This window comes from Negativicoccus succinicivorans, assembly GCF_018372215.1.
GTDB lineage: Bacteria > Bacillota > Negativicutes > Veillonellales > Negativicoccaceae > Negativicoccus.
Genome location: NZ_JAHAJN010000011.1, coordinates 14,260 through 39,687, shown reverse-complemented (window position 1 = coordinate 39,687; position 25,428 = coordinate 14,260). Strand labels below are relative to the sequence as shown.

The following is a 25,428-nucleotide window of genomic DNA, read 5'->3' as shown; positions in this document are numbered from 1 at the left end:
TCAGTGGCGATAGCTACGAGGCGACACCTGTACCCATGCCGAACACAGTAGTTAAGCTCGTAAACGCCGAAAGTACTTGGCTGGAAACGGCCCGGGAGCGTAGGTAGCTGCTGATTACGTAGGGGTATAGCTCAATTGGTAGAGTAGCGGTCTCCAAAACCGTTGGTTGAGGGTTCAAGTCCTTCTGCCCCTGCCAATTGCATGACTCAGTAGCTCAGCTGGATAGAGCGTTTGACTACGAATCAAAAGGTCGGGGGTTCGAATCCCTCCTGGGTCACCAATGACAGACAGTTCCGGAAAAGGAACTGTCTGTTTTTTTGCGGAAAAAGGGTATAATGAGAAAAAAGGAGAAAGGAAAAGCGCCATGGCTGGAACGATTATTTTTGCTTGTCCCACCCTACAAAAAGAACTGATTCATGCTTTGAAAGAAGCGGAAAGTAGTGCTGTTCTTTACCTTTTACCTGATGAACTCCACAAAAGCCCGGCGTATCTTAAAAGCTATCTTCAAGAAAAAATAGACAGCGTATTGTATGCGGACCGGGTTATCATTTGTCCCTCCGGTTGCGGCGGCTGAACGATAGGTCTCAGAGCTACCCATACAGAACTGGTACTGCCGCGGACGAGAGATTGTCTTGATATACTTTTATCCGGGGAGAATCTGAAAGAGATTAAACGTCCTAAGCATGGTGCCTTTTTCACGGAAAGTTGGGCGGAATACAGCAAACGTTCTTCCATTGATGTGGACAAAATAATTAGAAGCAGGGGTGAAAATTTTTAAGAAAACTGTATAAAGGATTTGAACATTTTTATATCATTGATACCGGGGGTTACGAAATAGAACCTGTCCGTGAATATTTAGAGAAACTAAGAAAAATTTTGGACGGGCAAATTGATATAATTCCCGGTAAATACGGAATTTTGAGGAAAATAGCCGACGATGATTTTGACGAAGATTTCCTCATTCTGAAAAAAGGAGAAACCGTTCCGGAAAGTTATTTCACCCTTGACAGGGACCTATAAAATAAAAAAGGTGATATGATAAATAACTAGGTCGGAGGCGCCTGTTGACTAAAGACCTCTTCTTAATATCGTGGGAGTTACGATTTTTGACGGGGCAGGGCGGAGCAATCCGTTTTTTTCTTTTTGCTTGTTTAAAAATCAATTTTTTAAATCGCTTTTTTATCATGGATATAGGAAGCGTGAATCGCAAAATAAGTAGCAGTGGAACACATATGTCTGCGTCACCATTTAAAAGCCTTCATTAGAAGGCTTTTTTATTTACTATATTTATATAAAACCAAATAATGTAAACTAATAAGAATAAAATAATGAGAATAAATATTTATAATTTTACAAAAAGATTAACATATGCTATTGTCAATTATAGGGAATTCATATGTTCTAGAGGAGGAAACAATATGAAAAAAGCAGTAGGATTGGCTTTATGTGCAAGTTTGTTGGCAGGCGTGTTTGGTGTGGCGGATGTATCTGCGCACGGCGTGTTTGTAGCGAACAGCCTGGATCAACGTGTGCTGGTTCTTGGGAAAGGACCTGGCAATAACGTCTATGATCCTGCTTGTGTGCAAATGGTGGAAGGCTACGACAAGAATTTTCAACCGACAGCAGTGGATGTAGTTCGTCATAGTGATCATATTTCGTTTGCCAATACAGAAAATTTGGGAGTTACGACGACTTTCTTTGATTATGGCTATTTCACCAAAACTAAAGACGGCAAAACAGTAAATGCTCCGTTTTCGGAAGTTCCGAATGCAGTCAAAACAACACATGCGGTAAAATATAACGTGAATTATTGGGATCCGGAAGTTAAACCGGGGTATATTTACAATGTGCCGATACAAATTGTTCCGTCTGTCAATCCGCTGACTTTGCGCAAGGGTGATACCTTTGAGATCCGTGCGTACAAAGATGGCGAACCGATGGCGGATGCGCCGTTGATTAAAGACGTGATTAATGATCTTACCAATGAATCGAAAACGGATGCGAACGGTCGTGCGACAGTTACAGTGGCCGCTAACGGTTTGAATGTACTCGGTATAGAAATTGCGTATCCGACAGATGATCCTAATACGCAGGTGAAGTATTTTTCGTCCCTCTCTTTTATTATTGAGCCGGAATAAGCATAAATTTTTTCAATACCATTTGTAAAGATTAAAAGAAGACCCTTTTTACTACGATGTATGGTAAAAAGGGTCTTCTTTTACATTTTTTACATGATTAGATAAAGCGAAATACTTTGTCAAGCTTTAGTAATTTTTAGGAATAATGACAGTTTAGACATGACGTGAATAGTTTATTATCAGTCGCTATGATATAATGATTTTACATGGAAAACTTTTGAGGGTGGATAGGAGACACAGCATGGCATTTCAGTTAAAACCGAAAGAAGAAAAATTCTTTGCATTGTTGGAAAAGCACGCAGAGCTGAGTGCAAATGCAGGGAGCATTCTCTATGACTGTTTTGCAAACAAAATTGACAGTAAAGAAGGACTGGACCAAGTCCGACAGTTAAAGCGAGAAGGCGCGGAAATTCGCTCGAAGACGATGGAACGTTTGCAAAAAACGTTTATCACACCGATCGATCGTGAGGATATTCAATCGGTGATTGAACAGCTGGACACAGCTCTGGATGAAATTAAAGAAATCATGGACAAGATGGTTATGTATCATCCGGGAGAACCGACTCCGGGCGCGGTTGCGATGGCACAGATCGTTGCGAAGTGTATGGATGAAATTCGTAAATCGGTGTCGTATATGCGCAACCTCAAAGGTAATTACTTAAAGATTGAAGCGCGCAGTAAGAAAGTAAGTAATTTGGAGTCACAGGGAGACGTCTACTACCATGAAGAGATGGCGAAACTTTTTACGGAATGTACGGATCCCATTCATATTATTAAATGGAAAGAAATTCTCTCGTCTATGGAAGAAGTGGTCGATGAGTGTGAAATCCTGGTCAATACTTTTCAGAGAGTCGTATTAAAATATGCATGAGCAACTACTTCTTTGGGGAGTTATTATACTTGCCATCGCATTCGACTATATCAACGGTTTTCATGATACAGCCAATGCGGTGGCAACTTCTGTGTCTACTCGAGCTATTCAACCGAAACATGCCATTATGATGGCGGCTATTTTAAACTTTTTCGGTGCTTTGGTAAGTACAGGAGTAGCCAAAACGATTGGCGGAGATATTATTTTATCACCGTCTTTTGTAAATTCAGAGGTCTTAATCGCGGCGCTGATCGGCGCCAATTTCTGGAATATTGCGAGTTGGTATTTCGGTATGCCGTCGAGTTCCTCGCACGCACTGGTTGGCGGTCTTATCGGCGCGGTTTCAGTGAGCGTCGGTTTTCAGGCGTTGGACTGGTCAGGAATCGGCACGATCTTTTTGGTGCTCGTTTTATCGCCGGTGATTGCCTTTGGCGGCGGCTTTTTTGTGATGGTTATGTTGCTATGGTTGTTTGGAAGGCGTGCACCGTTTACCCTGAATCGCAAATTCCGTCGTTTACAGCTTTTTACGGCGGCGGCGATGGCATTTTCGCACGGTTCGAACGATGCACAGAAGTCGATGGGCATTATTACTTTAGCGCTGCTTTCCGCCGGTCATCTATCGTCGTTTGAAGTACCTCTTTGGGTCAAAGTAGTGTGCGCCGCGGCGATGGCGTTAGGGACGGCCGTAGGTGGTTGGAGAATTATTGCAACCGTGGGTCGCAAAGTGTTTCGCATGGAAAGTATTAACGGCTTTGCTGCGGATTTGAATTCATCTATCGTTATTTCGTTGGCTACGATGTTGCACATGCCGGTCAGTACCACACACGTTGTTTCTGGCTCTATTATGGGCGTCGGTTCTGCCAAACGCGTCACGGCTGTCAATTGGAATGTGGCCTGCAGTATGGTGGTGACATGGATTTCGACCATTCCGCTGAGCAGTTTGGTATCGGCATTTGTGTTCTGGTGTTTACGAGGATTCGGACTGTAGTTCGAATCTTTTCTATGTTGGTATAGAGACGTAATGCTTATGATTTGTATGTTATAATGAGCATGATTTCTTACGGCGTTTAATTTGTATGATAGGGGATTGGTAATGAGTATTATCGAGTCATGGCTGCCCTGGCTTTCACAGTTGGAAACACCGGGATTAGTGCTCTTCATCTCGCTTCTGATTGCTTTATATTTCTGGGTTACAGAAACTGATGTGGGTTTGGCGCTCACCGCACCGTGGACTATAAAAAATGAACGGGAAAGATCGGCATTTTATTCTCTCTATCGGCCGGGATTTCAGGCCAGTGAGCTTGGTTTAGTAGCTGCTTTTTGGCTGCTGGATGCTATTTTTTTAGGGCCGAAAGACGCGTATCATCAAGTGATTTGGATCGGCGTAGGCTTGATCGTTTTGAATCTGCTGTTACGTTTGGGAGCTGCCTGGAGCAGTGGTAAAACGATAAAGGGTGCACATGCGATGCGTTTTGTGCATGCGTTGGTCTCGGTTGCTACTGTGATTTATCTGATTACCGTCGGGTTCTCCGTTCTTTTAAATATCGGTATGGGGGCGGTCACGGTCGGCATGTTTTTTTGGTCGCCGATCGGAGTGGTTTGCGGTATTTGGGCTGTACTGGCCTGTACCTCCCACGGTGCGCTTTATGCAGCTTGGAAAACGACGAATCCGCTGCGCGAGAGATGTCGCGCTTTGGCATTGGTGATTCTGTTTATGCATATTCTCCTGTCCATTATCTTACTGTTGGCGATATATATGCTTGTGATTTTGCCGACACAGGTGAAACCGATTTTTATTGGCGGTGGTTTGGCTTCCATTCTGATTTATGTTGTAATGTACGTGACAGCGCGTAAGCGTCATGTAGGCGCGGCATATTTCATGGGATATTTTGGCGCAATCGCGGCATTTACCATGTACCAGCTGGTATTTTATATGATTATGCAGGGAACCGTGTTGCCCGGCGGCTGGGGTCAGGTTGCGAACCGTTTACCGACGTTATTTTGGCCGGCAGTGGCAGTTGCCGTCTGCGGCGCGATTATAGCGTTGGTGTATAAGTGGACTCGTCCCGTCATTGAGTTGCCGCGCACCATAGGATGGAAGCAGAACGAAAACAGGGATAAGGGGTAAAACTTTATTTTTCTGAAATCTATGCTATAGTGTAATTGTACAGTGTTTACTGTACCCTGATTTCAGGGCTCTATTGATGATATTTTCCCTGATTATCAATAGAGCGTCGGTATTCTTCTCCTCTATGAATACCGGCTAAAAAAGGTGACTGCGGTCACCTTTTTTTATTGCTTGATTTTCTGTCATGCTTTTTGACGTAAAACTGTATATTGATGTATGACAAAAAGAAATTTATCATGATTTATATCAATGTAAAGGAGGGTTTATGGAGGGGAAAATGGTTGAGTTGTCGGTACCAAGTTGTCTTACCGTACATGATCTGAGCCTGATGGGGCGTTGTGCATTGTCTGTTGCCATTCCTGTCCTGGCAGCATTGGGCGTACAGTCGGTACCGCTGCCCACTGCTCTTTACAGCAATCATCTGGGGTTTGCTCATCATTATATGCTGCCGCTCGATGAAGAAATACCTAAATTTGTGAAAGCATGGGAAGTGAACGGCGTTCACTTTGATGCCTTTTATAGCGGTTTTCTGGCTAACCCCGAGCAGATTCGATTGGTACATAACCTGATTCAGCGCTATACCCATCCGGGAGATTTGATTATGATCGATCCGGCAATGGCGGATCGCGGCAAAATGTATTCCGCATTTGACCATACGATGGTGGAAGCCATGCGCAATCTATTGCGCGATGCCACAATAACAACGCCCAATTATACCGAATCCTGTTTCTTATGTGATGTGCCGTATCATACCGGACAGGTTTCAAAAGAGGAGGCTCGTCGGTTAGCGAGTGAGATTGCCACGCTGGGACCGGAAACGGTGGTGATTACATCATTACCGCAGGAAAAAGGCTACTTGGCCAACTATTTGTATGATCAAAGTACGCACACGGAGGCGTGGTTTACCTTTGCTGAAATCCCGTTACCCGTGGTAGGAACGGGCGATTTATTTGCATCCGCGCTAGTCGGCTTGCGACTTAAAGGAGTGCCGTGGGCCGAGGCTGTACAAATCGCAGGGCAGTTTGTGACGAATGGAATTAAAAGATTGCAGGAAGCCGAAACAAAAATTGAAAGCGGTGTGCCGTTTGAATTGGAATTGCCACATTTGTGGCAGGAAGGTGAAAAATATGCAAAATAGCAATACTATAGAAAAGCGAAGTCAATCGACAAGACAACTGGTATACATGGGAGTCGCCATCGCGCTTTGCGTGGTGGCAACGATGGTGCTTATCCCCATGCCGGGTGGCGCCATGGTTCATATGGGCAGTGCGGCACTTTACATTATCGGAATCGTTTTCGGTCGCTGGGTAGGTGCGGTTGGTGGCGGTATCGGCTCAATGATCTTTGATGCTATCGTGGGATTGACCGGATATACGCCGTTTTCGCTCGTTATTAAAGGCGTGGCGGGTTACCTCGTCGGTTACTTCGGACACACTCCGAATCGTCGACCTAGCTACGGACGGGTGTTGATTGCAACGTTGATCGCATCGCTCTGGACTTTGGTGGGATATATTGTTGCATGGTGGGCTGTTATCGGCAGCTGGCAGGCGGCGATTGCGAATATTCCGTTTTCTCTCATGACATCCGCATTGGGGATTGTCGTGGCGTTAGCGGTAGGCCCGAAATTGTATGAATTGATTCACAAGAGAAAATAAAAAAGAGAAAGCGTTCTGCTTTCTCTTTTTTATTTTAGACAGAGTCTTTATTAATAACCGGTTTCATACGATTCGGTGATCGTTATGTTATTCCATGAGTTACCACGAACAAAAAGCAGAGGCAGCTACCCAACGAACGGACTTTCACCGTCTTAGTGGAATAGCTGCCTCTAATATCATTATTAGACACGATTTATTGAAGGGTGTCAAGGGGCGCATGTTTCCAAGAGGCCCGGCACGGTTCTCCGCATTCGTTTGCGCAGTTCAGTACAGAGGCTATCGGTATCGGGGAAGGAGTTCAGGTGCATGGCTGGGGATTGTATTTTGTGCAAGGAGTTGTGTTAGTCGGCAACACGGGGAAGGACCGGTATGCTGACAGTAATCTTCTGTGCACGGGCGAAAAATCATTGCCGTGACGGTGTTAATGCACGAAAGAGAAAGAGCAAGCGATACGATTGTGAATGACGTTCTGACGGGAGAAGTATCAAGTAACGCAGAACATAAGAAGATCTGCTTTTACTGCAAGTCGTTTGCGCCGCATAACGTTTTTCGTATCAGCGCCGATTGCGCAATGCGAAAAATGGGGAGAGTAACACCGATGCGTCGGCTTTTCATTTTTTATATACACTGATGAAAATTTGAAAAATTTGGTTTTCCGGTTATTTACAAATGTCGAATACGTTTATGTTAATCCCTGCATGCAAATGGCAACGGAGTGATTGTAATAACATATGCAATGATAAAATATTTCACCTTTTTATATCTAAATTTTGTATAATAATATAAAATGTTTGAGAAATGGGGAAGAATATGACTTTACCTGCAAAGCACCACTTTGTGTTGGGGACGGCATTTCATGCACCCGTTTGGGGAGAAGTGGAAGTGCTCGCCGATGCGCTTTTTGAAATCAATGCGGCGGGCACATTGGAACGTGTACTGCTGCCTCGGGATGCGGACTATGCGAAAGCGGTAGACGATGCACGCGCGAATGGCGAACTGGAAGAGTTATCCGCCACGCAATATTTGTTGCCGGGATTTGTCGATCTGCATATTCACGCGCCGCAATGGGAAAATATAGGTAACGCATTGCATGTCCCGTTGGAGGATTGGCTGCAGAAATACACGTTCCCTCTCGAACAGTCACTTACCGATGGAGAAAAAGCGGCGCCGGTATTTGCGGATCTTGTCATGCGCAGCTTGGCAAACGGTACGACGACTGCACTGTACTACGGTACGCAAAATGTGGACGCGACGGTGTTGCTCGGTGAAGTATGCCAAACGCTGGGCCAACGCGCGGCACTCGGTAAAGTGGTAATGGACAATCCCGAGCAATGCCCGGATTACTACCGTGACGCATCCGCGGACGCGGGAATTGCCGGCGCGGAAGAGACGATTGAGCGCATCACGGCGCTTACGGATGAGCGGCAATTACTGACGCCTGTTATTACGCCTCGTTTTGTACCTTCGTGTACGCCGGCAGCGCTGAAAGGACTCGGAGAATTGGCGGAGCGGTACCCGATTCCGATTCAAACTCATTTGTCGGAATCGGACTGGCAGGCCGGTTATGCGCACGAGCACTTCGGTACATCGGATGCGGAGGTTTTGGACTCTTTTGGTCTTTTAACAAATCGTGCAGTGATGGGGCATGCGACGCAATTGACGGAAACTGAGGCGGAATTGGTCGCCCAACGCGGTTCGACAATTTCCCATTGCCCGATTTCCAATGCGTTTTTCGGCAATGCCGTATATCCGGTTCGCCGTCGACATGCGCAAGGGGTCAAAGCGGGTTTGGGCACGGATGTGTCCGGCGGTTTTGCACCGTCGATTTATGCGAATATTCGCCAGGCGATTATCTCCAGTCGTATGCTGGAAGACGGTGTTGACGCGAATCTTCCCGCCGCGGGTCGCGGTGTGGCGGAGTCACGCATTGATTTTCGCCATGCGTTTTATATGGCGACGACGGCGGGCGGCGAAGCATTGCATCAACGTATCGGTCTGTTTTTACCGGGATATCATTGGGATGTGCAGCTGATCGATGTGGCCGCCCCCCATTCCGATATTGTTTTGTATAGCGAGGACGATACACAGTCTGTCTTGCAGAAAATTTTATTTACCGCCAACCGTGCCAATATTGCTAAAGTATGGGTGCAGGGACAATTGGTGTCAGGTCGTTAAGGAGAATTCATGGAGTCAGCGAAGAATTTGCAGGAAACACAGTACGAAGGACATTTGATTGTTGCGCCGAATGAAAAATTACCCTGGAATAAAATTATTTTTCTCGGTTTGCAACACGTGTTGGCGATGGATGTGTACGTAGTACCGTTTGTCATCGCGTCGATTTTAAGCTTGGGGGTAGCGGAAGCATCGATCTTAATCCAGGCGACATTCTTGGCGGCGGGGATTGCAACGATCATTCAGGCGCATTTCTGCATGCGCTTACCGATCGCGCAAGGCCCGAGCTATGTGCCGATCGGCGCTATTGTCGGGGTAACGATGGCAGCCGGAGGCGGATTTTTAGGGCTGAATGAAGTGTTCGGTTCAACGATGGTGGCCTCGCTGATGTTGGTCGTGCTCGGTTTGACCGGTGTGTTCCGTAAACTGATCAATGTGTTGGTGCCGCGTCTGGTGGGCGGTACGATTATTTTAATCATCGGGTTGTCGTTGCTGCCGGTGGCGCTGGATTCAAATATCTACGCGATTTACGGAACGGAAACCGTGACACAGAATATTTTACTGGCGTTGGTTTCGGTTGTGACCTTGATCTTCTGCGTGACCTTGGGTATACACATAGGTAAAAAAGGGAATTGGCTGCGAACCGGTGCCGTCATTTTTGCACTGGCTGCGGGAAGTGTTGCAGCGCAGTTGATGGGGCGTTTCCAATGGGAAAGCGTAGCGGCGGCCGGTTGGCTCGCGCGGCCGCATTTGGCATTTATCGATTACATGCCGAGCTTTACGCCATCGGCTATTTTAACGATGATTTTCGTATTCTTCGTGTTGATGGCGGAAACAACCGGTACCTGGTTCGCGATCGGATCGGTAATTAATGAAGACGTGACACCGAAACAGGTTGATCGCGGTGTGGTCGGTGAAGGCCTCGGCTGTTTGGTATCGAGCCTCGTCGGTTCGACCCCGGTCACCGGTTATTCGACCAATGCCGGTCTGATTTCCATCACCGGTGTCGCCAGCCGGTACGCGTTTTACGGCGCCGGCGCGTGGTTAATGATGTTTGGCTTGTCCGGCAAATTGGCAACATTAATTGCGTCTATTCCGGCACCGGTAATCGGCGGTGTGTTCGTGGTCGTTTGCGCGATTATCTCCCTTTCGGGAATTCGTATTTTGAAACAGGAGCGGCTTACCGAACGCAACATGTTTGTCATCGGCGTCCCGATGGTTATTTCGTTGGCGTTGTATTTACTGCCGAAAGACTACATGGCAACGCTGCCTGAGCTGCTGCAATATGTACTTGGGTCGACCGTGGCATCGGCGGCCATTGTGGCAATCGTTTTAAATTTGATTTTGCCGCAGGAGGACTGATCATAAAAACGGACTCGCAAGAGTCCGTTTTTTTGTATAATAGGGAAAGGAGGTAACTATGCATTGGCAAGATCCGGTAACGGTCATCAAAGGCATCGGTAAAGCCGCAGAACAACGCTTAGCTGTGCTTGGCATACATACCGTGGGCGATTTGCTGCAATATTACCCGCGCGCCTATCGTGATTATTCGCAAGTAGTGCCGATCCGTGCTCTGGCGGACGGTGCTGACGTGACTGTAGCAGGGGTTATCACGAAAGTGCAGGAACGACGGCCGCGCCCGCGCTTGTCGATTTTAAATGTGATCGTAAACGATGACAGCGGCAATCTCGAACTGGTTTATTTCAACCAGCCGTTTAAACGAAAGCTGTTTCATGAGGGCGATCGGATTATCGCTTTCGGACGCATTAAAGCGGGCTATGGTAAATATCAAATGAATTCGCCCGAGGTGGTGTTTCCCGACGAATGGACCGCGGTTGAAGGTAAGTTGCAACCGGTCTATGGATTGACAGAAGGCATCCGGCCGGCAAGTCTGGAGCGTTGGATCCAAACGGCATTGGTTGCGGTAAAAGATATTCCCGAGACGTTACCGGTGGATGTGCGTCAGCAGCTCGGCCTGCGTTCGCGAGCTGAGGTGACGCGCCTTGCGCATCAATCGCCGGATCAGGAAACAGCGACCGCGGTGCGTCAGGAATTGGCTTTTGAAGAACTTTTCTTTTTGCAACTTGGCGTTTTACGGTTGCGCGCGCAGCGCGAGATAGGGGCTGTCGGCATCAAATGCGCACCGAACGGCAATCTTTTTCGACAGCTGATGCATACCTTACCGTACCGTTTGACCGGCGACCAACAAAAGGCGTTGGCGGATATTTGCGATGACATGGAAGGTATCGTGCCGATGCGGCGTTTACTGCAGGGCGATGTCGGCAGCGGTAAAACGGTGGTGGCGGCGCTTGCGATGACGAAAGCGGCGGAAAACGGGTACCAGTCGCTTTTGATGGCGCCGACGGAAATTCTCGCGAATCAGCACTATGAAACGCTGCAGTCGCTCTTAGCACCGCTCGGTATCCGCGTTGCCAATTTGACGGGGAAAACCAATAAAAGTGAGCGGGAAGATATTCTTGCCGGACTGCTTGACGGTAGCGTAACGGTATGTATCGGTACGCATGCACTTTTAGAAGAAGACGTGGAATTGAGGGCTCTGGGTCTGGTCGTGACGGATGAGCAACACCGATTCGGTGTACGGCAACGTATGCGCTTGGAAGAAAAAGGGATCGCACCGCACACGTTGGTAATGACCGCAACACCGATTCCGCGTACGTTGGCCTTGTCTGTATATGGTGATTTGGATATATCTCTTATTCGTGAAATGCCTCCGGGCCGCAAACCGGTTCAGACTTTTGCGGTAAACCGTTCGTATATGCCGCGAATTTTGCGTTTTTTGGAGAAAGAAATGACACAGGGACACCAAGTCTATGTTGTCTGTCCGCTTGTCGAAGAATCCGAAAAAATGGATTTAAAGGCCGCTGTAGAGGTATACGAAGAGCTGAAAAAGCGATTTCGTGAATTCGGCGTCGGTCTGGTTTACGGCGGATTAAAAGCGGACGCTAAACAGGCGGTGATGACCGCTTTTGCCAAGCGCCAATACCATTTGCTGGTCGCCACCAGCGTGGTGGAGGTCGGCGTAAATGTGCCGAATGCGACGGTCATGCTCGTGGAAGGCGCAGAACGTTTCGGTTTAGCGCAACTGCACCAGTTGCGCGGTCGTGTCGGTCGCGGCAGTGCACAGGCATATTGCATTTTGGTCAGCGACAGTCAAACCGAACTGGCGCAGGAGCGTTTGCGGTATATGACCGAAATTCAGGACGGTTTTACGTTGGCGGAAAAAGATTTACTGCTGCGCGGCACGGGGGAGCTTTTCGGATATCGACAGCATGGTTTGCCGGATCTTAAAGTGGCGGATCCCATTCGCGACTTGCCGCTCTTGGTGAAAGCGCGTGAAGTGGCGGAAAGCTACGCTCAAACAACCGATCCTGTATTGCTTGGCGAATTACAAAAACGGTTCGGGAAAGCATTTCTCGAATTGTTGCAGCATTAAAAAAAGACGCTTACGCGTCTTTTTTTTGTGCGGATTGCCAATCGGCGAGCATCGCATGAATATCCGGTTTGGAGCAGGAATTTAGCGGCAATTCCTCATATTGTAGCCAATAGCGCGGCCGCTCGATGGAAGGCAAGCTCAGTGCCATTTTTCGCAATGCGGAAAGAGGCTGCTCTTGTTCGACAACCACCGCGGCGGCCGGCACTTCACCGCGCTTCGTATCGGGTACGGCAAATATGGTAATATCTTTGATTAAGGGCGTTTCACGTAATGCGTCCTCGACTTTAGCGACGGAAATTTTACGTCCGGCGCAATTAATCACCGCATTGGAGCGACCGGTAAAACGAATATTGCCGCGCGGCGTCCATGTACCGGTATCGCCGAGGGTCATTTCGTGATCGCTGCCGATAACGCCGAAAGGAGTTGTCACGTAAATAGACGTATCCTTAATTCTGACCCTGACCTGCGGAAACGGTTTACCGACGATGCCCGGCTCCCGATCCCACTCGTCAATGTGGCAATAGGTAATATAATTCAGCTCACCGGCGCCGTAATATAACGTAATCAGCGCCTTCGGGAAATGATTTTGCAATGCGGCGGAAAGCTCTTTGTCCAACGACTGCGAACCGGTAAAAACAGCACGCATAGCGGATGAAGTATCCGTTTTGGCCGCGCGCAGAATCTGACGCAACTTCACCGGCAGGAGGTACAGTGTGTTGATGGACTCCTCTTGGAGAATATGCCACCAGTGGCGCGGTGCATACGCGGAAATCGTACGGGCAAACCCGCCGGCCCAAAATACACAGGCAAACGAGTTGAAATTCCCGGTAAAACTGAATGAGCCATGAAAAAACAAGCGAGATTCTTCATTAATTCCAAAAATTTTATTTTGAATGGGGAAATAGTCGGTCCAGCTGTATTCTTCCCGCCAAAAAAGTTTCGGCAGACCCGTACTGCCGGATGACAGCACACCGAATTCCGCCGCGGCCGGAATTTTTGTCACGTCAGATGAGTCGATGGTACCGTCAAAAAGGCAGAGACCATTTGACTCGGCAATGTTTCGCACATCTTCCGCCGGTAAATCGGGGTGGCAAAGGACCGGCCGTAAACCGGCTTTGCGTGACGCGAGAAAAAGCAACCATTGCTGCGCAGGATCGGTTTCTTGAATAAGGACACCACTTCCGTATGGAAATGATAAATTTGCGGCAAGCGCGTCGATTTCATGAATCAATTCACCATAGGTATACATTCTGTCATCGACTTGCAGCGCTATTTTTTCCGGACGTGTTTCAGCCCAATGGTGGAGGCGGTGAATGAAATTACTCATGGCAACGCTCCACGATTATGGCGCAACCGGTGCCGCCTGCGCCGGCGATGGCACACAATCCGTAACGGCCTTCGATAGCATGCAGTCGGGCCAGCAAGTGAGTTAAAATGATCGCCCCCGAGGCGCCGTAAGGATGGCCGTACGCCAACGCGCCTCCGAGCGGATTATACCGTTCGACGAGCTGCGGATACGATTGTGCAAAGAGGTAATCGATGATTGCAAACGCTTCATTCCATTCAATTGTATCCATGTCATCCATTTGTAAATGAGCCGCTTGCAACGCCAATGTACTGACGTGTTTTACACCGAGCGGGGACAATAAAGGATCACTGGCGCCTTGCGCGACCGCAACGATTTTGGCAAGCGGTCGTAAGTGGTATCGTTCGATCGCTTCTTGATCGGCGAGCATGGCAAACGCAGCCCCGTCATGAATCAGGCAGGCGTTGCCGGCGGTAATATGAGTACCCGGACCCAAGAGCAACGGTAAGCGCTGCAGAAGTTGCAAACGCATGCGCGGCCGTAAACATTCATCGTTCGCTAACTCGGGCACTGGCACGAGCCAATTCTTTAACGTATCCATTTGGGCATTGGCCAAGGCACGTTGATGACTTTGCAACGCCAACTCGTCCAGTTCTTCGCGCGTCGCACCGAGCGTTTGTACTGCTCGCTCGGCCCCACGAAGCATCGCATCGGCAGCGATTTCACCGGGTGAAAATTGCGCCGTCTTGTAAGAACCTTGGCGTTCATCATTCGGTGCATAGGTACGAAGCGGTTGTAACGACGCGCTCTCCATGCCGCCGGCAATAATGATCTCATGAATACCCGCGGCAATTTGCGCATAGCCGGTACTGATGGCGGTCAAAGCGGAAGCACATTGCATATCGAGTGTCCACGCGGGTATGTTTTCAGGCAATTCACTATAAAGTGCGCCGAGTCTCGTGAGGTTCCCGCCGGTGCCGACTGCATTGCCGCCGATGATCGCATCGATGGGCGGGCGGCTATTGTCATTCCACAGCTTTGTCATTACGGCCGCGGCCAATTTTTCCGGAGGTGTATAACGAAGACTGCCGCCGGAAACGCCAATCGGCGTACGGCGGCAGTCGACAAGATAAACGTCTCGCATCTTATACTCGAATCTTCAAGGCAATGAAAGCGGCGACAACGGTTTTTAAAATATCGCCCGGAATAAACGGTAAAGCACCTGCTACGATGGCCGGCCAGAGACTCATATGCAGCACGATCATCATGCCGAGCACGCCACCGATATAGGTAATCGGAATACCGATGAAGACACCCGCTGCCACGTAGTGCCAGAACGAACGCGCCTTACCTTTGAACAGGCTGACCAACGGATAAGCAACCATAAATGCAAAAATGAAACCGCCGGTCGGACCGAATACCTTACCTAAACCGCCAACACCGCCGGTGAAGACGGGCAATCCTGCCGCACCGCACAAAGTATAAACGACGCAAACAATCAAAGTTTGCTTCGGCGGTAATAAAAAGGCGGTCAAGTTAAAGACCAGGGTTGTCATGGTAATCATGGCGGGGGTAAACGGCAAGGGGATGGCAATGAAGGCGGCTACAAACAAAAGCGCGACCAGCAAGGCCATTTTGGTTAAATCACGTGCTGTTAAAGAACTCATTTTGCAACTCCTCTTTTAAATGATAGTGTAAAGGCAAGTCCGAATGCTGTATACGCTTGTACCATTGCGCCATCAGTTATTAAATAAATAAGGGCATCACTTTTTACGGCATGATGGAAACGCATGTCGCAGGAAACTACATCGCGGTGCTCCTGAAGCCAGGCGGTCAACATCTGGTACCCCGGCACCACCGGATAATCTCCCTGATGGATCGGATTGGTATCCTCCATAGCGGCGACAAACGCATGCACTTCGTCGGCACTGAATGAGCGCCAAGGCAGAGCGCTTCGCGGAATCGTCTCCGCGCGCTCCGCGTGCGGATGTGGTGCACCGGCAAGCAAAGTCATCACGAGCGTACCTGCCGCATTGCTGACCGTGACGGTAGCGGCGTTACGGCGCGTGCGAACCTCGGCATGAGAAACGGCCGGCGTCAGCATCAGACGCAAACGACCGATCACAACCTCCGCTGTGAGACCGGTTTCCAAACGGCAAGCGGTTTTGTACAATGAGTGCATACAGAGCTCCTTTACGTGAGATATTATAACGAAGATTCTACAAATAGTCAACAAACGAAAATGAAATAGTTTACAATAGAATCAATCCATCACCCATCACGCGTATGCTTTGGCTAAAAGGTTGCGTGTTATAATAACGGTAAACAAGCGAAACGAATGACGGGAGGTAAAAATGCTTACACTACAATATCAGGGACAAACTTTGAAAGTGCCTGAAGGTACCACTGTGGGTGCGGTCTGGGAAAGCGTTAAGGAAACGGCTCCGGACGCAATATTCGCATTAGTAGATGGGCAGACTCTCGATTTCACGACCGCTTTGGAAAATAACGCCGTCATCAGTTTCGAGACATTGCAATCCACCATTGGCAATCGTGCGTACCAGAGGACGTTGATTATGCTGATGGCGATGGCTGTTCGTGAATTGTATCCGGATGCCAGAGTGCAGATTGAACACTCCCTGGGGCGCGCCTTGTACGGACAGATCATTCAGGATCGACCGACAACGCTTGCTCAAATACAAGAGATTGAAGACCGGATGCATGAAATTGTGCAGGAAGGTCGACCGATCATTAAGCAGACGGAAAGCAAAGCGGAGGCGATTGATTATTGCCGAAAAGCGGGGCGTCTGCGCGCAGTGGAACGTTTGCAGGGACTGCGTCCGGAACGGATTTACCTCTATCGTTGCGGCGATTATGTTGATTTTTACTTCGGCCCACTGTTGCAGAATATGAACCAGGTAAATGTGTTTGATATCGTCCATTACGCGCCGGGATTTTTATTGCGCTTCCCCAGTATTTATTCGGCTCATACCTTGCCTGAGTATATGGAATTGCGTGAGTTTGCGCGCGTCTTTTTTGAAGCGACAAACTGGAGCGAACGGGTCGGTTGTCGCTATGTAGTGGATTTAAATCGAGCGATTGACAACGGTCGCATCAAAGATATTATTGCCATGGCGGAAGCGCTGCATGAAAAGCAGTTGGCGCAAATTGCTGATCGTGTCGCTGACAGTCGCCCCGGTATTCGCTTAATTACTATCGCCGGACCGTCTTCGGCGGGAAAAACGACCACTATGAGGCGGCTGATGGTGCAAATGCAGGTCAACGGCATTCAGCCGGTAATGATTTCTCTGGACGATTATTATTATAGTTTGGATGATCGTCCTCGGACAGGTGATGACGAGATCGATCATGAATCCGTTGACGCGTTGGATACGGCGCTTTTGGAACGGCAGTTGACGGCTCTTTTAGCAGGTGAGTCCGTAAAGCTTTCCCGCTATAATTTTGTGCACGGTAAGCAATATTTTGCGGAGCGGGAAACCACTTTGCGCCCTGATCAGCCGATTATTTTGGAAGGACTGCATGCGCTGAATCCGAGCGTTTCGCGTGCCGTACCTGCGTACCAGAGACTGCATCTTTACCTGGGCGCGTTGACGCAGTTGACCATCAGCGATCACAATCGAATTTCCACTACGGATACACGTTTATTGCGTCGTATGGTCCGTGACAATCAGTTTCGTGCGCACAGCGCGGAAGAGACGCTGAAAATTTGGCATAATGTACGATTTGGCGAAGAATCCTATGTTTTTCCTTTCCAGGAAGAAGCGGATATTATTTTCAATACGGCGCTGCTGTATGAGCTTCCGGTGCTTAAGGTATTGGCAGAGCCGCTTTTAAAAGCGATTCCGAACACTTCACCGGTAGCCAATGAAGCGCATCGTTTATTGGAGTTTTTAAGTATTTTTCAACCATTGAATCCGGCGATGGTACCGTCGAATTCAATTCTACGTGAATTTATCGGTACGGCGGGACATGATCAATGTGTACCGCGGACATTGATGGTGTGACCGGTATAGGAGAGGAGGCGACCATGACACCTTTTGTACATCTGCATACGCACACGGAGTACAGTTTGTTTGATGGGATCAGTCGCATCAAAGACTTGGTCGCTTACGTCAAAGAACTTGGTCAGGAGGCGCTGGCCATCACCGACCATGGCGTTATGTACGGTGCAGTTTATTTGTATAAAGAAACCTTAAAGCAGGGGATCAAGCCGATTATTGGGTGTGAAGTATACGTGACCGAGCGGGAGCTCGGTGCGCAGGATTTAGGCGGCAAAGAGAAGCTGCGTCATCTGATTTTGTTGGCGGAAACCAATGAAGGTTATCGTAACTTGTCAAAGCTCGATACGATAGCCAACACGGTCGGATATTGGCGTAAACCTCGTGTGAACCGCGCAGCGATTGCACAATATGCCGACGGCTTGATTGCGCTGTCCGCATGCATTAACGGTGAGTTGCCGCAAGCATTGCTGGCCGGCGACGAAGCAAAGGCACGGGAAATCATCGAATGGTATATTCAAACATTCGGTCGTGAAAATTATTTTATTGAATTACAGGATCACGGATTACCGGAAGAAAAAGCCGTACGTGAACCGTTGATCGCATTGGCACGGGAGTACGGAGTCGGTCTAGTGGCGACCAATGATTTCCACTATATTCGACGGGAAGATGCCGGTGCCCAAAACGTGCGCCTTTGTATTTCTACTGGACAGACGTTAGATAATCAGACATTTAAGTTTGCCAATGACGAGTACTATTGTAAGTCCGGCGATGAGATGGCGTCGCTTTTTTCCGACGTTCCCGAAGCTCTCAGCAATACGGTGGCTATCGCGGAGCGTTGCCAAGTCGATTTTATATTCGGTGAGCATCACTTGCCCGCGTTCCAGGTGCCGGAAGGATTTATCGCGCAAACATATCTGCGCAAATTATGTGAAGAAGCACTTCCAAAGCGTTATGACGTCATCAGAAATGAAGTCAGAGAACGGTTGGAATATGAACTTGGAATCATTGAAAGCATGGGGTTCAGTGACTACTTTTTGATTGTCATGGACTTTATTGCTTATGCGCGATCGCAGGATATTGCTGTAGGTCCGGGGCGTGGCTCGGCGGCGGGCAGTATCGTCGCTTACTTATTGGGTATTACCAATCTTGATCCGTTGGCACACGGGCTGCTGTTTGAACGCTTTTTGAATCCGGAACGTATCAGTATGCCGGATATTGATACCGATATCGGATATAAAGGCCGTGCGGATGTCATCGACTACTTGGCGCGCAAATATGGCTCCGAGCATGTCGCACAAATCATCACGTTCGGCACGATGGCGGCTAAAGCGGTCGTTCGTGATGTCGGGCGTGTCATGAATTTGCCCTACCCCGATGTTGATCGCATCGCGAAGATGATACCCGGTGGACCGGGCGTGACGCTTGCAGATACGTTGGAAAGCGTGAAGGAATTTCGGACAGCTTATGACAGTGAGCCGCAAATTCATCAGCTCATCGATTATGCGTTGGCATTGGAAGGATTAAGCCGTCATGCCGGCACGCACGCGGCGGGTATTGTGATCAGTAAAGATCCGGTCGCTGAACATGTGCCGTTGCAAAAGTCTGCAGATGATTATTTGCAGACGCAGTATGAAAAAGATACCGTGGAAGAGCTTGGCTTATTAAAGATGGATCTCTTGGGCTTACGTAACTTGACTGTGATCCAGGAAACCGTTGAGTTGATTCGAAATAATCGGGGCATCACCGTGGATGTGGATCATTTACCCGAGACCGATGCCGAAACCTGCGCGATGCTTTGCGAAGGCGATACCGTCGGCGTGTTCCAATCGGAATCATCCGGGTTTACGGCGCTTTTAAAGCAATTACGGCCGGAAGGGTTTGTCGATTTGATTCCGATGGTGGCGTTGTATCGTCCGGGACCGCTCGGCAGCGGGATGGCGGAAGATTTTATTCGCCGCCGTCACGGCGATGCGCAGGTGGAATATCTGCATCCGTTATTGGAACCGATTTTGAAAGAAACATTCGGCGTTATTTTATATCAAGAACAAGTGATGCAAATTTCGTCTGTCCTTGGCGGCTTTACTCTCGGTGAAGCGGACTTGCTGCGTCGTGCGATGGGCAAAAAGAAAGAAGACGTCTTGATGGCGCAGCGCGATAAATTTTTAGCGGGAGCGGAACAAAAAGGCATCCCTACCATGATCGCTAATCATGTTTTCGATCAGATGGTGTATTTTGCCGGTTACGGTTTTAATAAATCACACTCCGCCTGCTATGGATTGATTGCCTGGCAGACCGCTTATTTGAAAGCACATTATCGGCCGGAATTTATGGCGGCGATGATGTCGAGTTATAAAGAAAACAGTGACAAATTAAGCCATTATATTGCCGACTGCCGCCTGCACGGTATTCGTGTTTTGGGGCCGGATATTAATCAAAGTGCGGTCGATTTTACGGTGGAAGAAGAAGCCATTCGCTTCGGCCTTTCCGCGGTCAAAAATGTGGGCGACGGTTTGGCGGAAGCAATCGTCAAAGCGCGCGAAACTATTTTGCAGGAAGAAAAGGCGCAGGGCGACACACCGATCGGTTTTCGCTCGTTGATTGACTTGGCGGAGCATGTTGCGGTCAATAAACGCGCTGTCGAATCCCTGGTTCGGGCCGGCGCCATGGATCATTTGGCAGATGCAGAAGGAATTCATCGCGCTCAAATTTATGAAGCAGTGCCGGATGCGATTCGGATCGGCGCAACAGAGCGGGAAAACGCCAATTCATTGCAAACAGGATTGTTTGACGACATTCCGTTAGCTGTACCGACATTGACCTATCCCGATGTGCCTTCCTGGGATCTTGCGACGCTCTTGGCCGGCGAAAAAGAAACGCTCGGTTTTTACGTGAGCGGTCATCCTCTTTCGCCCTATGAAGAAACTTTACGTAAGGCGACGTCCATTTATGAATTGCGCGAAAACGGTGAAGTGTATGATCAGAGAAAAGTATGGATTGGTGGCACAGTAACGGGTTTGCGTCGACTGTTGACGAAACGCAATGAGCAAATGGGCTTTGCCACGGTAGAAGACTTCGGGGCTAATATCGAAGTCGTGGTTTTCCCTAATCTTTGGGAAGACGTCGCGGCATTGTTAGCGGTGGACGCAGCTGTTTTAATCGAAGGTCGGACGCAAGCCAATGAGCGCGAAACGAAAATTATTGCGCAGGCGGTGTATCCTCTGGAGCTGGTCGCTAATCAAACTGTCGTAGTACCGGAATGGGACACCATGAAAACCGCCGCGCTGCCTTATGAAGCGCAGTCAACGACAGCCACCTCGAATGCACCGGTCTCGGAAGTGCCCTTTGCGGACGATAGGGTGCCTAAGGCAATTGATTTGCACATTGATGCGGCGCATGAAGGTGTTTCGGTGAGCCAAGCGTTGGCAACGATTTTAACGACGCATCACGGAACGATACCGGTTACGTTAATTGTGGAACGAACCGGTCTGACGGTACTCATGAATGAAGCGTACTATATTGATGGCAGTCGTGAAGTCATTACGCAATTGCAAGCTCTTTTGGGAAACACCAAGGTTGGAATAAAGGAGGCTTAAATGCAGATTTTAGTGTGTGTAAAGCAGGTACCGGATACGTCGCAGGTCAAGCTGGATCCTAAAACAAATCGCTTGCAACGAGCCGGTGTGCCGAATATTTTGAATCCTTTTGATGAGCACGCAGTGGAAGAAGCGCTCGCGTTAAAAGACAGCTGTGGCGCGACCGTTACAGTCATTACAATGGGTCCGCCGCAAGCGAAGGAAGTGCTGAAAGAGTGTTTAGCCAAGGGTTGTGACCATGCGTATTTAATCAGTGATCGAGCATTCGGCGGGGCGGATACGTTGGCCACGGCGTATACGTTGGCGACAGCGATTCGTACGCTTGGTACTTTCGACTTAATTTTCTGCGGCAAGCAGGCTATTGATGGAGATACGGCGCAAGTGGGGGCGCAAATTGCGGAAATGCTCGACTGGCCGCAAGTCAGCGGAGCCGTAGCCTTTACTCTGAAAGGATCTACGGCACAAGTCGTACGCGAGCATGAGGACGGCTATGAGACGATAAAAGTAGAATTGCCGGTGTTGGTGACGACCACTAAACATCTGAATACACCGCGCTATCCGTCACTTCGCGGGCTGATTGCAGCACGAACGGCGGAAATAAAAACGCTCACGGCGGCGGATCTGCCTGTTGAACCGGAACGAATCGGCATGGCCGGCTCGCCGACGCAGGTGCGTCGTGTGTATACGCCGCAAGGTCACAGCCATGGTGAAACTTTTGCGGATTTGCCCGAGCAACAAGCGGTGCAGGCTTTGCTCGCAAAACTAAAAGAGCGCGGTTTTCAACGCAAAGGAGGTGCCCAATGAACGAACAAGCACGTCACCTTTATGTTGTCGCGGAGCATTTTGCAGGGAAGCTGCGTCCGGTCACCGTGGAACTGATCGGCAAAGCGCGCGAATTGGCGGAAGTGAGCGGGGAAGAAGTTCATGCCGTGCTCATTGGGGAAAACGTAGAAGCTCTGGCACAGGATCTTATCGCAGCCGGCGCAGACGTGGTACATTATCTGACGGCGAGCGAATTAAAAGAGTATTCGACTGAGGGATACACCTATGCACTTGAGCAGCTGTGCCGTGAAGTCCAACCCGCTGCGATTTTAATCGGAGCCACCCATAACGGCCGCGATTTGGCACCGCGCCTTTCGGCGCGACTGCAATGCGGCGTAGTGGCCGACTGCACCGATATTAAGATGGACTCTGAAACGCGCTCATTGACATGGACGCGTCCTGCGTTGGGGGGCAATATTTTAGCAGATATTATTTGTCCGAAGCATCGGCCGCAAATGGGGACGGTACGACCGAACGTATTTTCAAAACCGGCGCCGGATCCGTCTCGTAAAGGGCGTGTTGAGGCATTGGCGGTAGAAATCCCCGCAGGTACCATTCGTACACTTCGTACAAAATATGAACATGTACCGCAGGAAGAGGTCAATCTCGAAGATGCGGAGATTATTATCAGCGGCGGGCGGGGCATGGGATCGGCGGAAGTATTTCGCAAACTTCATACGCTGGCTCGAAAATTAGGCGGCACTGTCGCGGCTTCACGTGCGGCCGTTGATGCCGGTTGGGAGCCGTCTATTCATCAGGTCGGCCAAACGGGCAAAAATGTCGGCCCGAAAATTTATTTTGCCTTCGGTATTTCCGGCGCGATTCAGCACCTTGCCGGAATCAGCGGCGCGGATACGGTGGTTGCGATCAATAAAGATCCGCAGGCCCCGATTTTCCAGCGTGCCGATTATGGTATCGTCGGTGATGTCCATATTGTTTTAGAAGAAATGTTGGCGCAACTCGAGGAGGACTGACATGGATTCGGTGATGTCCAAACGCACCAAAATCGTTTGTACCGTAGGCCCCGGTACGGATGCACCGGGGGTATTGGAGCGTATGATTGCGGTCGGTATGAATGTGGCACGGTTCAATTTTTCGCACGGTACGCATGAAGAGCATGGGCGGCGCATGGACGCTGTTAAAGCAGCGTCGGAGAAACTAAAAACACCGATCGCTTTGATGTTGGACACCAAAGGACCGGAAATGCGACTTGGTTTTTTTGCCGAAGGCGCAACCAAGCTCGTACAGGGTACGTCTTTTAGCCTGCTAAGTGAAGTCGTTCTCGGCGATGAACATCAGGCGACTGTTTCCTATCCGGAATTATGGAGGCAAACACGTCTGGGGCAGTCTATCCTGCTGGCGGACGGATTGGTTCGTTTGCTGGTTACCAACGTTGAATCCGGTAAAATAACAACGGTGGTGGAAAACACCGGAGTTATCAGCGATCGGAAACGAGTAGCGTGTCCTTCATTGCCCGTGCTGTTGCCAGCGCTTTCCGAGGCCGATAAAGAGGATCTGCTGTTTGGCGTCACAAAAGACGTTGATTATGTGGCGGCATCGTTTATCCAACGCGCGGACGACATTGTTGAGATTAAACGATTTCTCGAAAAAGCGGGCGGAAGCCATATTCGCGTTATTGCCAAAATTGAAAATGAAGAAGGATTACGCAATATAGAGTCCATTATGCAGCAAGCAGATGGCATGATGGTGGCGCGCGGCGACTTGGGCGTGGAAATTCCGCCGGAACGTGTGCCGCTGCTGCAAAAAGAAATGATTTCTCTTTGTAATCGGCTGGGAAAACCGGTTATTACGGCCACCCAAATGCTGGAATCGATGATTGTTAATCCGCGGCCGACTCGTGCGGAGACAAGCGATATTGCGAATGCGATTTTAGACGGCACCGATGCGATTATGCTCAGCGGTGAAACGGCGAACGGTAAGTATCCGGTGACGGCAGTCGAGACCATGTTCAAAGTGGCGCAGTATACAGAACGCAGCCCGCTGTACCAACAACGTCCGCGGCCGTTGCCGGATGAATTGGCGGTGACTACGGAAGCCATCAGTCAGTCTACGGTAACGATTTCACAAAATCTACACGCCAAGGCCATTTTAACGGCCAGTGAATCGGGGCGTACAGCGCTCATGGTTTCCAAATATCGCCCGGACTGTCCGATTGTTATGGTTTCTCCGCATTTGCGTTCATTGCGTCGCGCCTCTCTTTACTGGGGTGTTACACCGATTGTCGGCGAATCCACAGAAGACACTGACAGGATGGTTAATATGGCGGTCGCCGCTGCAATGCGCGCCGGGGTTATTGATGACGGAGACCTGGTCGTCATCACTGCCGGTGTTCCTTCGGGCAAAGAGGGCACCACCAACATGATCCGCGTTCATGTGGCAGGACAGGTTCTTTTGAAAGGAATGGGTGTCGGTAACGGGTCTGCTACCGGGAAAATAGTTTTGGCGAAGCCGCAAAATATTGCCGTATTTCAGCCGGGCGATATTTTAGTTGTCGACACGATGGATGAAAAGATCGTGCCGTATGTGCAGCAGGCCGGTGCTATTATTGCGGTGGAAGAAGGCTTGACCAGTCCCGCCGCCGTGGTCGGACTGGAATGGAAAAAACCGACGGTAGTGGGAGTAAAACAGGCGTTGACACGCTTGCTGACCGGGGAACGGGTAACGGTGGATGCAGCGCGCGGTTTTATTTATCGAGGTCGTGTTAATGCCAGATAAACGAAACTTTGACACGCATATATCACTTGTTTATAATAAACTTGTTCCGTAACTATACATTAATGGGGTGAAATCATGGCAAATTTAGAAGTCGGTGCACAGGCTCCTGCGTTTACGGCGTGTGACGATAATGGGCGAACGGTAACAAAAGACAGCCTTAAAAGACAAAAAGTGATTTTGTACTTTTATCCCAAAGACAAAACACCCGGTTGTACTCTTGAAGCACAAAATTTCCAGCGCCATATCGGAGATTTCCAAAAGTTAGGTTATGCCGTGTACGGTATCAGTCGAGATGATTCGAATTCGCATCAGGATTTTAAAGCGAAAGAACAGTTGGAATTTGTTCTTTTGAGTGATCCTCAAGGGCAGATGTGCCGTGATTTCGGCGTATTGCAAACGGAAGATCCGAGTGAAAAAATTGCCCGCTCGACTTTTGTTATGGATCAGCAAGGGGTACTTACGCACATTTACCATGGCGTAAAGCCCGCTACTCACATTCAGGAAATACTTAAGGATTTGCAAGCTTAGGAG

At 49.2% G+C, this 25,428-nt stretch carries 21 protein-coding genes, 2 tRNA genes and 1 rRNA gene; 20 read left to right on the top strand and 4 right to left on the bottom strand.

Annotated elements, in window-relative coordinates:
- From rrf to recG, 14 genes are all read left to right on the top strand, one after another.
- Positions 1 to 116: ribosomal RNA gene (gene rrf / locus KIB08_RS06245) — 5S ribosomal RNA — on the top strand.
- A gap of 4 nt (positions 117 to 120) precedes the next feature.
- Positions 121 to 196: transfer RNA gene (locus KIB08_RS06240), tRNA-Trp, on the top strand.
- A gap of 7 nt (positions 197 to 203) precedes the next feature.
- Positions 204 to 280, top strand: a tRNA-Arg gene (locus KIB08_RS06235).
- Complete coding sequence (locus KIB08_RS06230; RefSeq protein WP_303990949.1) at positions 281 to 574, top strand: hypothetical protein; 294 nt, start codon at positions 281 to 283, stop codon at positions 572 to 574.
- Positions 575 to 577: 3 nt separating this feature from the next.
- Positions 578 to 778, top strand: coding sequence for a DUF1638 domain-containing protein (locus KIB08_RS06945; RefSeq protein WP_368487386.1), 201 nt, complete (start codon positions 578 to 580; stop codon positions 776 to 778).
- Positions 779 to 1,418: 640 nt separating this feature from the next.
- Positions 1,419 to 2,138: a DUF4198 domain-containing protein gene (locus tag KIB08_RS06225; RefSeq protein ID WP_303990947.1), complete on the top strand. Its 720-nt coding sequence runs from the start codon at positions 1,419 to 1,421 to the stop codon at positions 2,136 to 2,138.
- A gap of 241 nt (positions 2,139 to 2,379) precedes the next feature.
- Positions 2,380 to 3,009, top strand: a complete 630-nt coding sequence (locus KIB08_RS06220) for a DUF47 domain-containing protein (RefSeq protein ID WP_303990943.1) — start codon at positions 2,380 to 2,382, stop codon at positions 3,007 to 3,009.
- Positions 3,002 to 3,997 (top strand): inorganic phosphate transporter, encoded by a 996-nt coding sequence (locus KIB08_RS06215; protein WP_303990940.1) that lies wholly within the window; start codon positions 3,002 to 3,004, stop codon positions 3,995 to 3,997. The genes KIB08_RS06220 and KIB08_RS06215 overlap by 8 nt, the downstream gene beginning before the upstream one ends.
- 105 nt (positions 3,998 to 4,102) lie before the next feature.
- Positions 4,103 to 5,137 (top strand): cytochrome d ubiquinol oxidase subunit II, encoded by a 1,035-nt coding sequence (locus KIB08_RS06210; RefSeq protein WP_303990937.1) that lies wholly within the window; start codon positions 4,103 to 4,105, stop codon positions 5,135 to 5,137.
- A gap of 265 nt (positions 5,138 to 5,402) precedes the next feature.
- A complete protein-coding gene (locus KIB08_RS06205; protein WP_303990935.1) occupies positions 5,403 to 6,275 on the top strand; it encodes a pyridoxamine kinase in 873 nt (290 codons plus the stop codon).
- Positions 6,265 to 6,792: an ECF transporter S component gene (locus tag KIB08_RS06200; RefSeq protein WP_303990933.1), complete on the top strand. Its 528-nt coding sequence runs from the start codon at positions 6,265 to 6,267 to the stop codon at positions 6,790 to 6,792. Before KIB08_RS06205 ends, KIB08_RS06200 begins: the two co-directional genes overlap by 11 nt.
- Before the next feature lie 810 nt (positions 6,793 to 7,602).
- On the top strand, positions 7,603 to 8,967 hold the full coding sequence (locus tag KIB08_RS06195) for an amidohydrolase family protein (protein ID WP_303990931.1): 1,365 nt from the start codon (positions 7,603 to 7,605) through the stop codon (positions 8,965 to 8,967).
- A 9-nt stretch (positions 8,968 to 8,976) separates the two neighbouring features.
- Positions 8,977 to 10,326: a uracil-xanthine permease family protein gene (locus KIB08_RS06190; RefSeq protein ID WP_303990929.1), complete on the top strand. Its 1,350-nt coding sequence runs from the start codon at positions 8,977 to 8,979 to the stop codon at positions 10,324 to 10,326.
- Between the two features lie 58 nt (positions 10,327 to 10,384).
- On the top strand, positions 10,385 to 12,418 hold the full coding sequence (recG, locus tag KIB08_RS06185) for an ATP-dependent DNA helicase RecG (RefSeq protein WP_303990926.1): 2,034 nt from the start codon (positions 10,385 to 10,387) through the stop codon (positions 12,416 to 12,418).
- Positions 12,419 to 12,428: 10 nt separating this feature from the next.
- Here the strand turns inward: recG and KIB08_RS06180 are convergent, their stop codons facing one another.
- Genes KIB08_RS06180 through KIB08_RS06165 form a run of 4 tightly spaced genes read right to left on the bottom strand, consistent with a single transcriptional unit; the run spans position 12,429 to position 15,906 of the window.
- The gene (locus KIB08_RS06180) at positions 12,429 to 13,745 is read right to left on the bottom strand and encodes an AMP-binding protein (protein ID WP_303990923.1); all 1,317 of its coding nucleotides are present in this window, start codon (positions 13,743 to 13,745) and stop codon (positions 12,429 to 12,431) included.
- Entirely contained in the window at positions 13,738 to 14,868 is a 1,131-nt protein-coding gene (locus tag KIB08_RS06175) for a thiolase family protein (RefSeq protein ID WP_303990920.1), read from the bottom strand. The genes KIB08_RS06180 and KIB08_RS06175 overlap by 8 nt, the downstream gene beginning before the upstream one ends.
- A gap of 1 nt (position 14,869) precedes the next feature.
- Entirely contained in the window at positions 14,870 to 15,391 is a 522-nt protein-coding gene (locus KIB08_RS06170; protein WP_303990918.1) for a biotin transporter BioY, read from the bottom strand.
- Positions 15,388 to 15,906, bottom strand: a complete 519-nt coding sequence (locus KIB08_RS06165; RefSeq protein WP_303990915.1) for a hypothetical protein — start codon at positions 15,904 to 15,906, stop codon at positions 15,388 to 15,390. Before KIB08_RS06165 ends, KIB08_RS06170 begins: the two co-directional genes overlap by 4 nt.
- Positions 15,907 to 16,078: 172 nt before the next feature.
- On the opposite strand from KIB08_RS06165, the gene KIB08_RS06160 reads away from it, so the two are divergent.
- From KIB08_RS06160 to KIB08_RS06135, 6 genes are all read left to right on the top strand, one after another.
- Entirely contained in the window at positions 16,079 to 17,749 is a 1,671-nt protein-coding gene (locus KIB08_RS06160) for a nucleoside kinase (protein ID WP_303990912.1), read from the top strand.
- A 23-nt stretch (positions 17,750 to 17,772) separates the two neighbouring features.
- Positions 17,773 to 21,339, top strand: a complete 3,567-nt coding sequence (locus KIB08_RS06155; RefSeq protein ID WP_303990908.1) for a DNA polymerase III subunit alpha — start codon at positions 17,773 to 17,775, stop codon at positions 21,337 to 21,339.
- Positions 21,340 to 22,143 (top strand): electron transfer flavoprotein subunit beta/FixA family protein, encoded by an 804-nt coding sequence (locus KIB08_RS06150; RefSeq protein WP_303990906.1) that lies wholly within the window; start codon positions 21,340 to 21,342, stop codon positions 22,141 to 22,143.
- On the top strand, positions 22,140 to 23,135 hold the full coding sequence (locus tag KIB08_RS06145; protein WP_303990904.1) for an electron transfer flavoprotein subunit alpha/FixB family protein: 996 nt from the start codon (positions 22,140 to 22,142) through the stop codon (positions 23,133 to 23,135). Before KIB08_RS06150 ends, KIB08_RS06145 begins: the two co-directional genes overlap by 4 nt.
- 1 nt (position 23,136) lies before the next feature.
- Complete coding sequence (gene pyk / locus KIB08_RS06140) at positions 23,137 to 24,897, top strand: pyruvate kinase (RefSeq protein WP_303990901.1); 1,761 nt, start codon at positions 23,137 to 23,139, stop codon at positions 24,895 to 24,897.
- A 75-nt stretch (positions 24,898 to 24,972) separates the two neighbouring features.
- Complete coding sequence (locus KIB08_RS06135; protein ID WP_303990898.1) at positions 24,973 to 25,425, top strand: peroxiredoxin; 453 nt, start codon at positions 24,973 to 24,975, stop codon at positions 25,423 to 25,425.
- Positions 25,426 to 25,428: the final 3 nt, after the last annotated feature.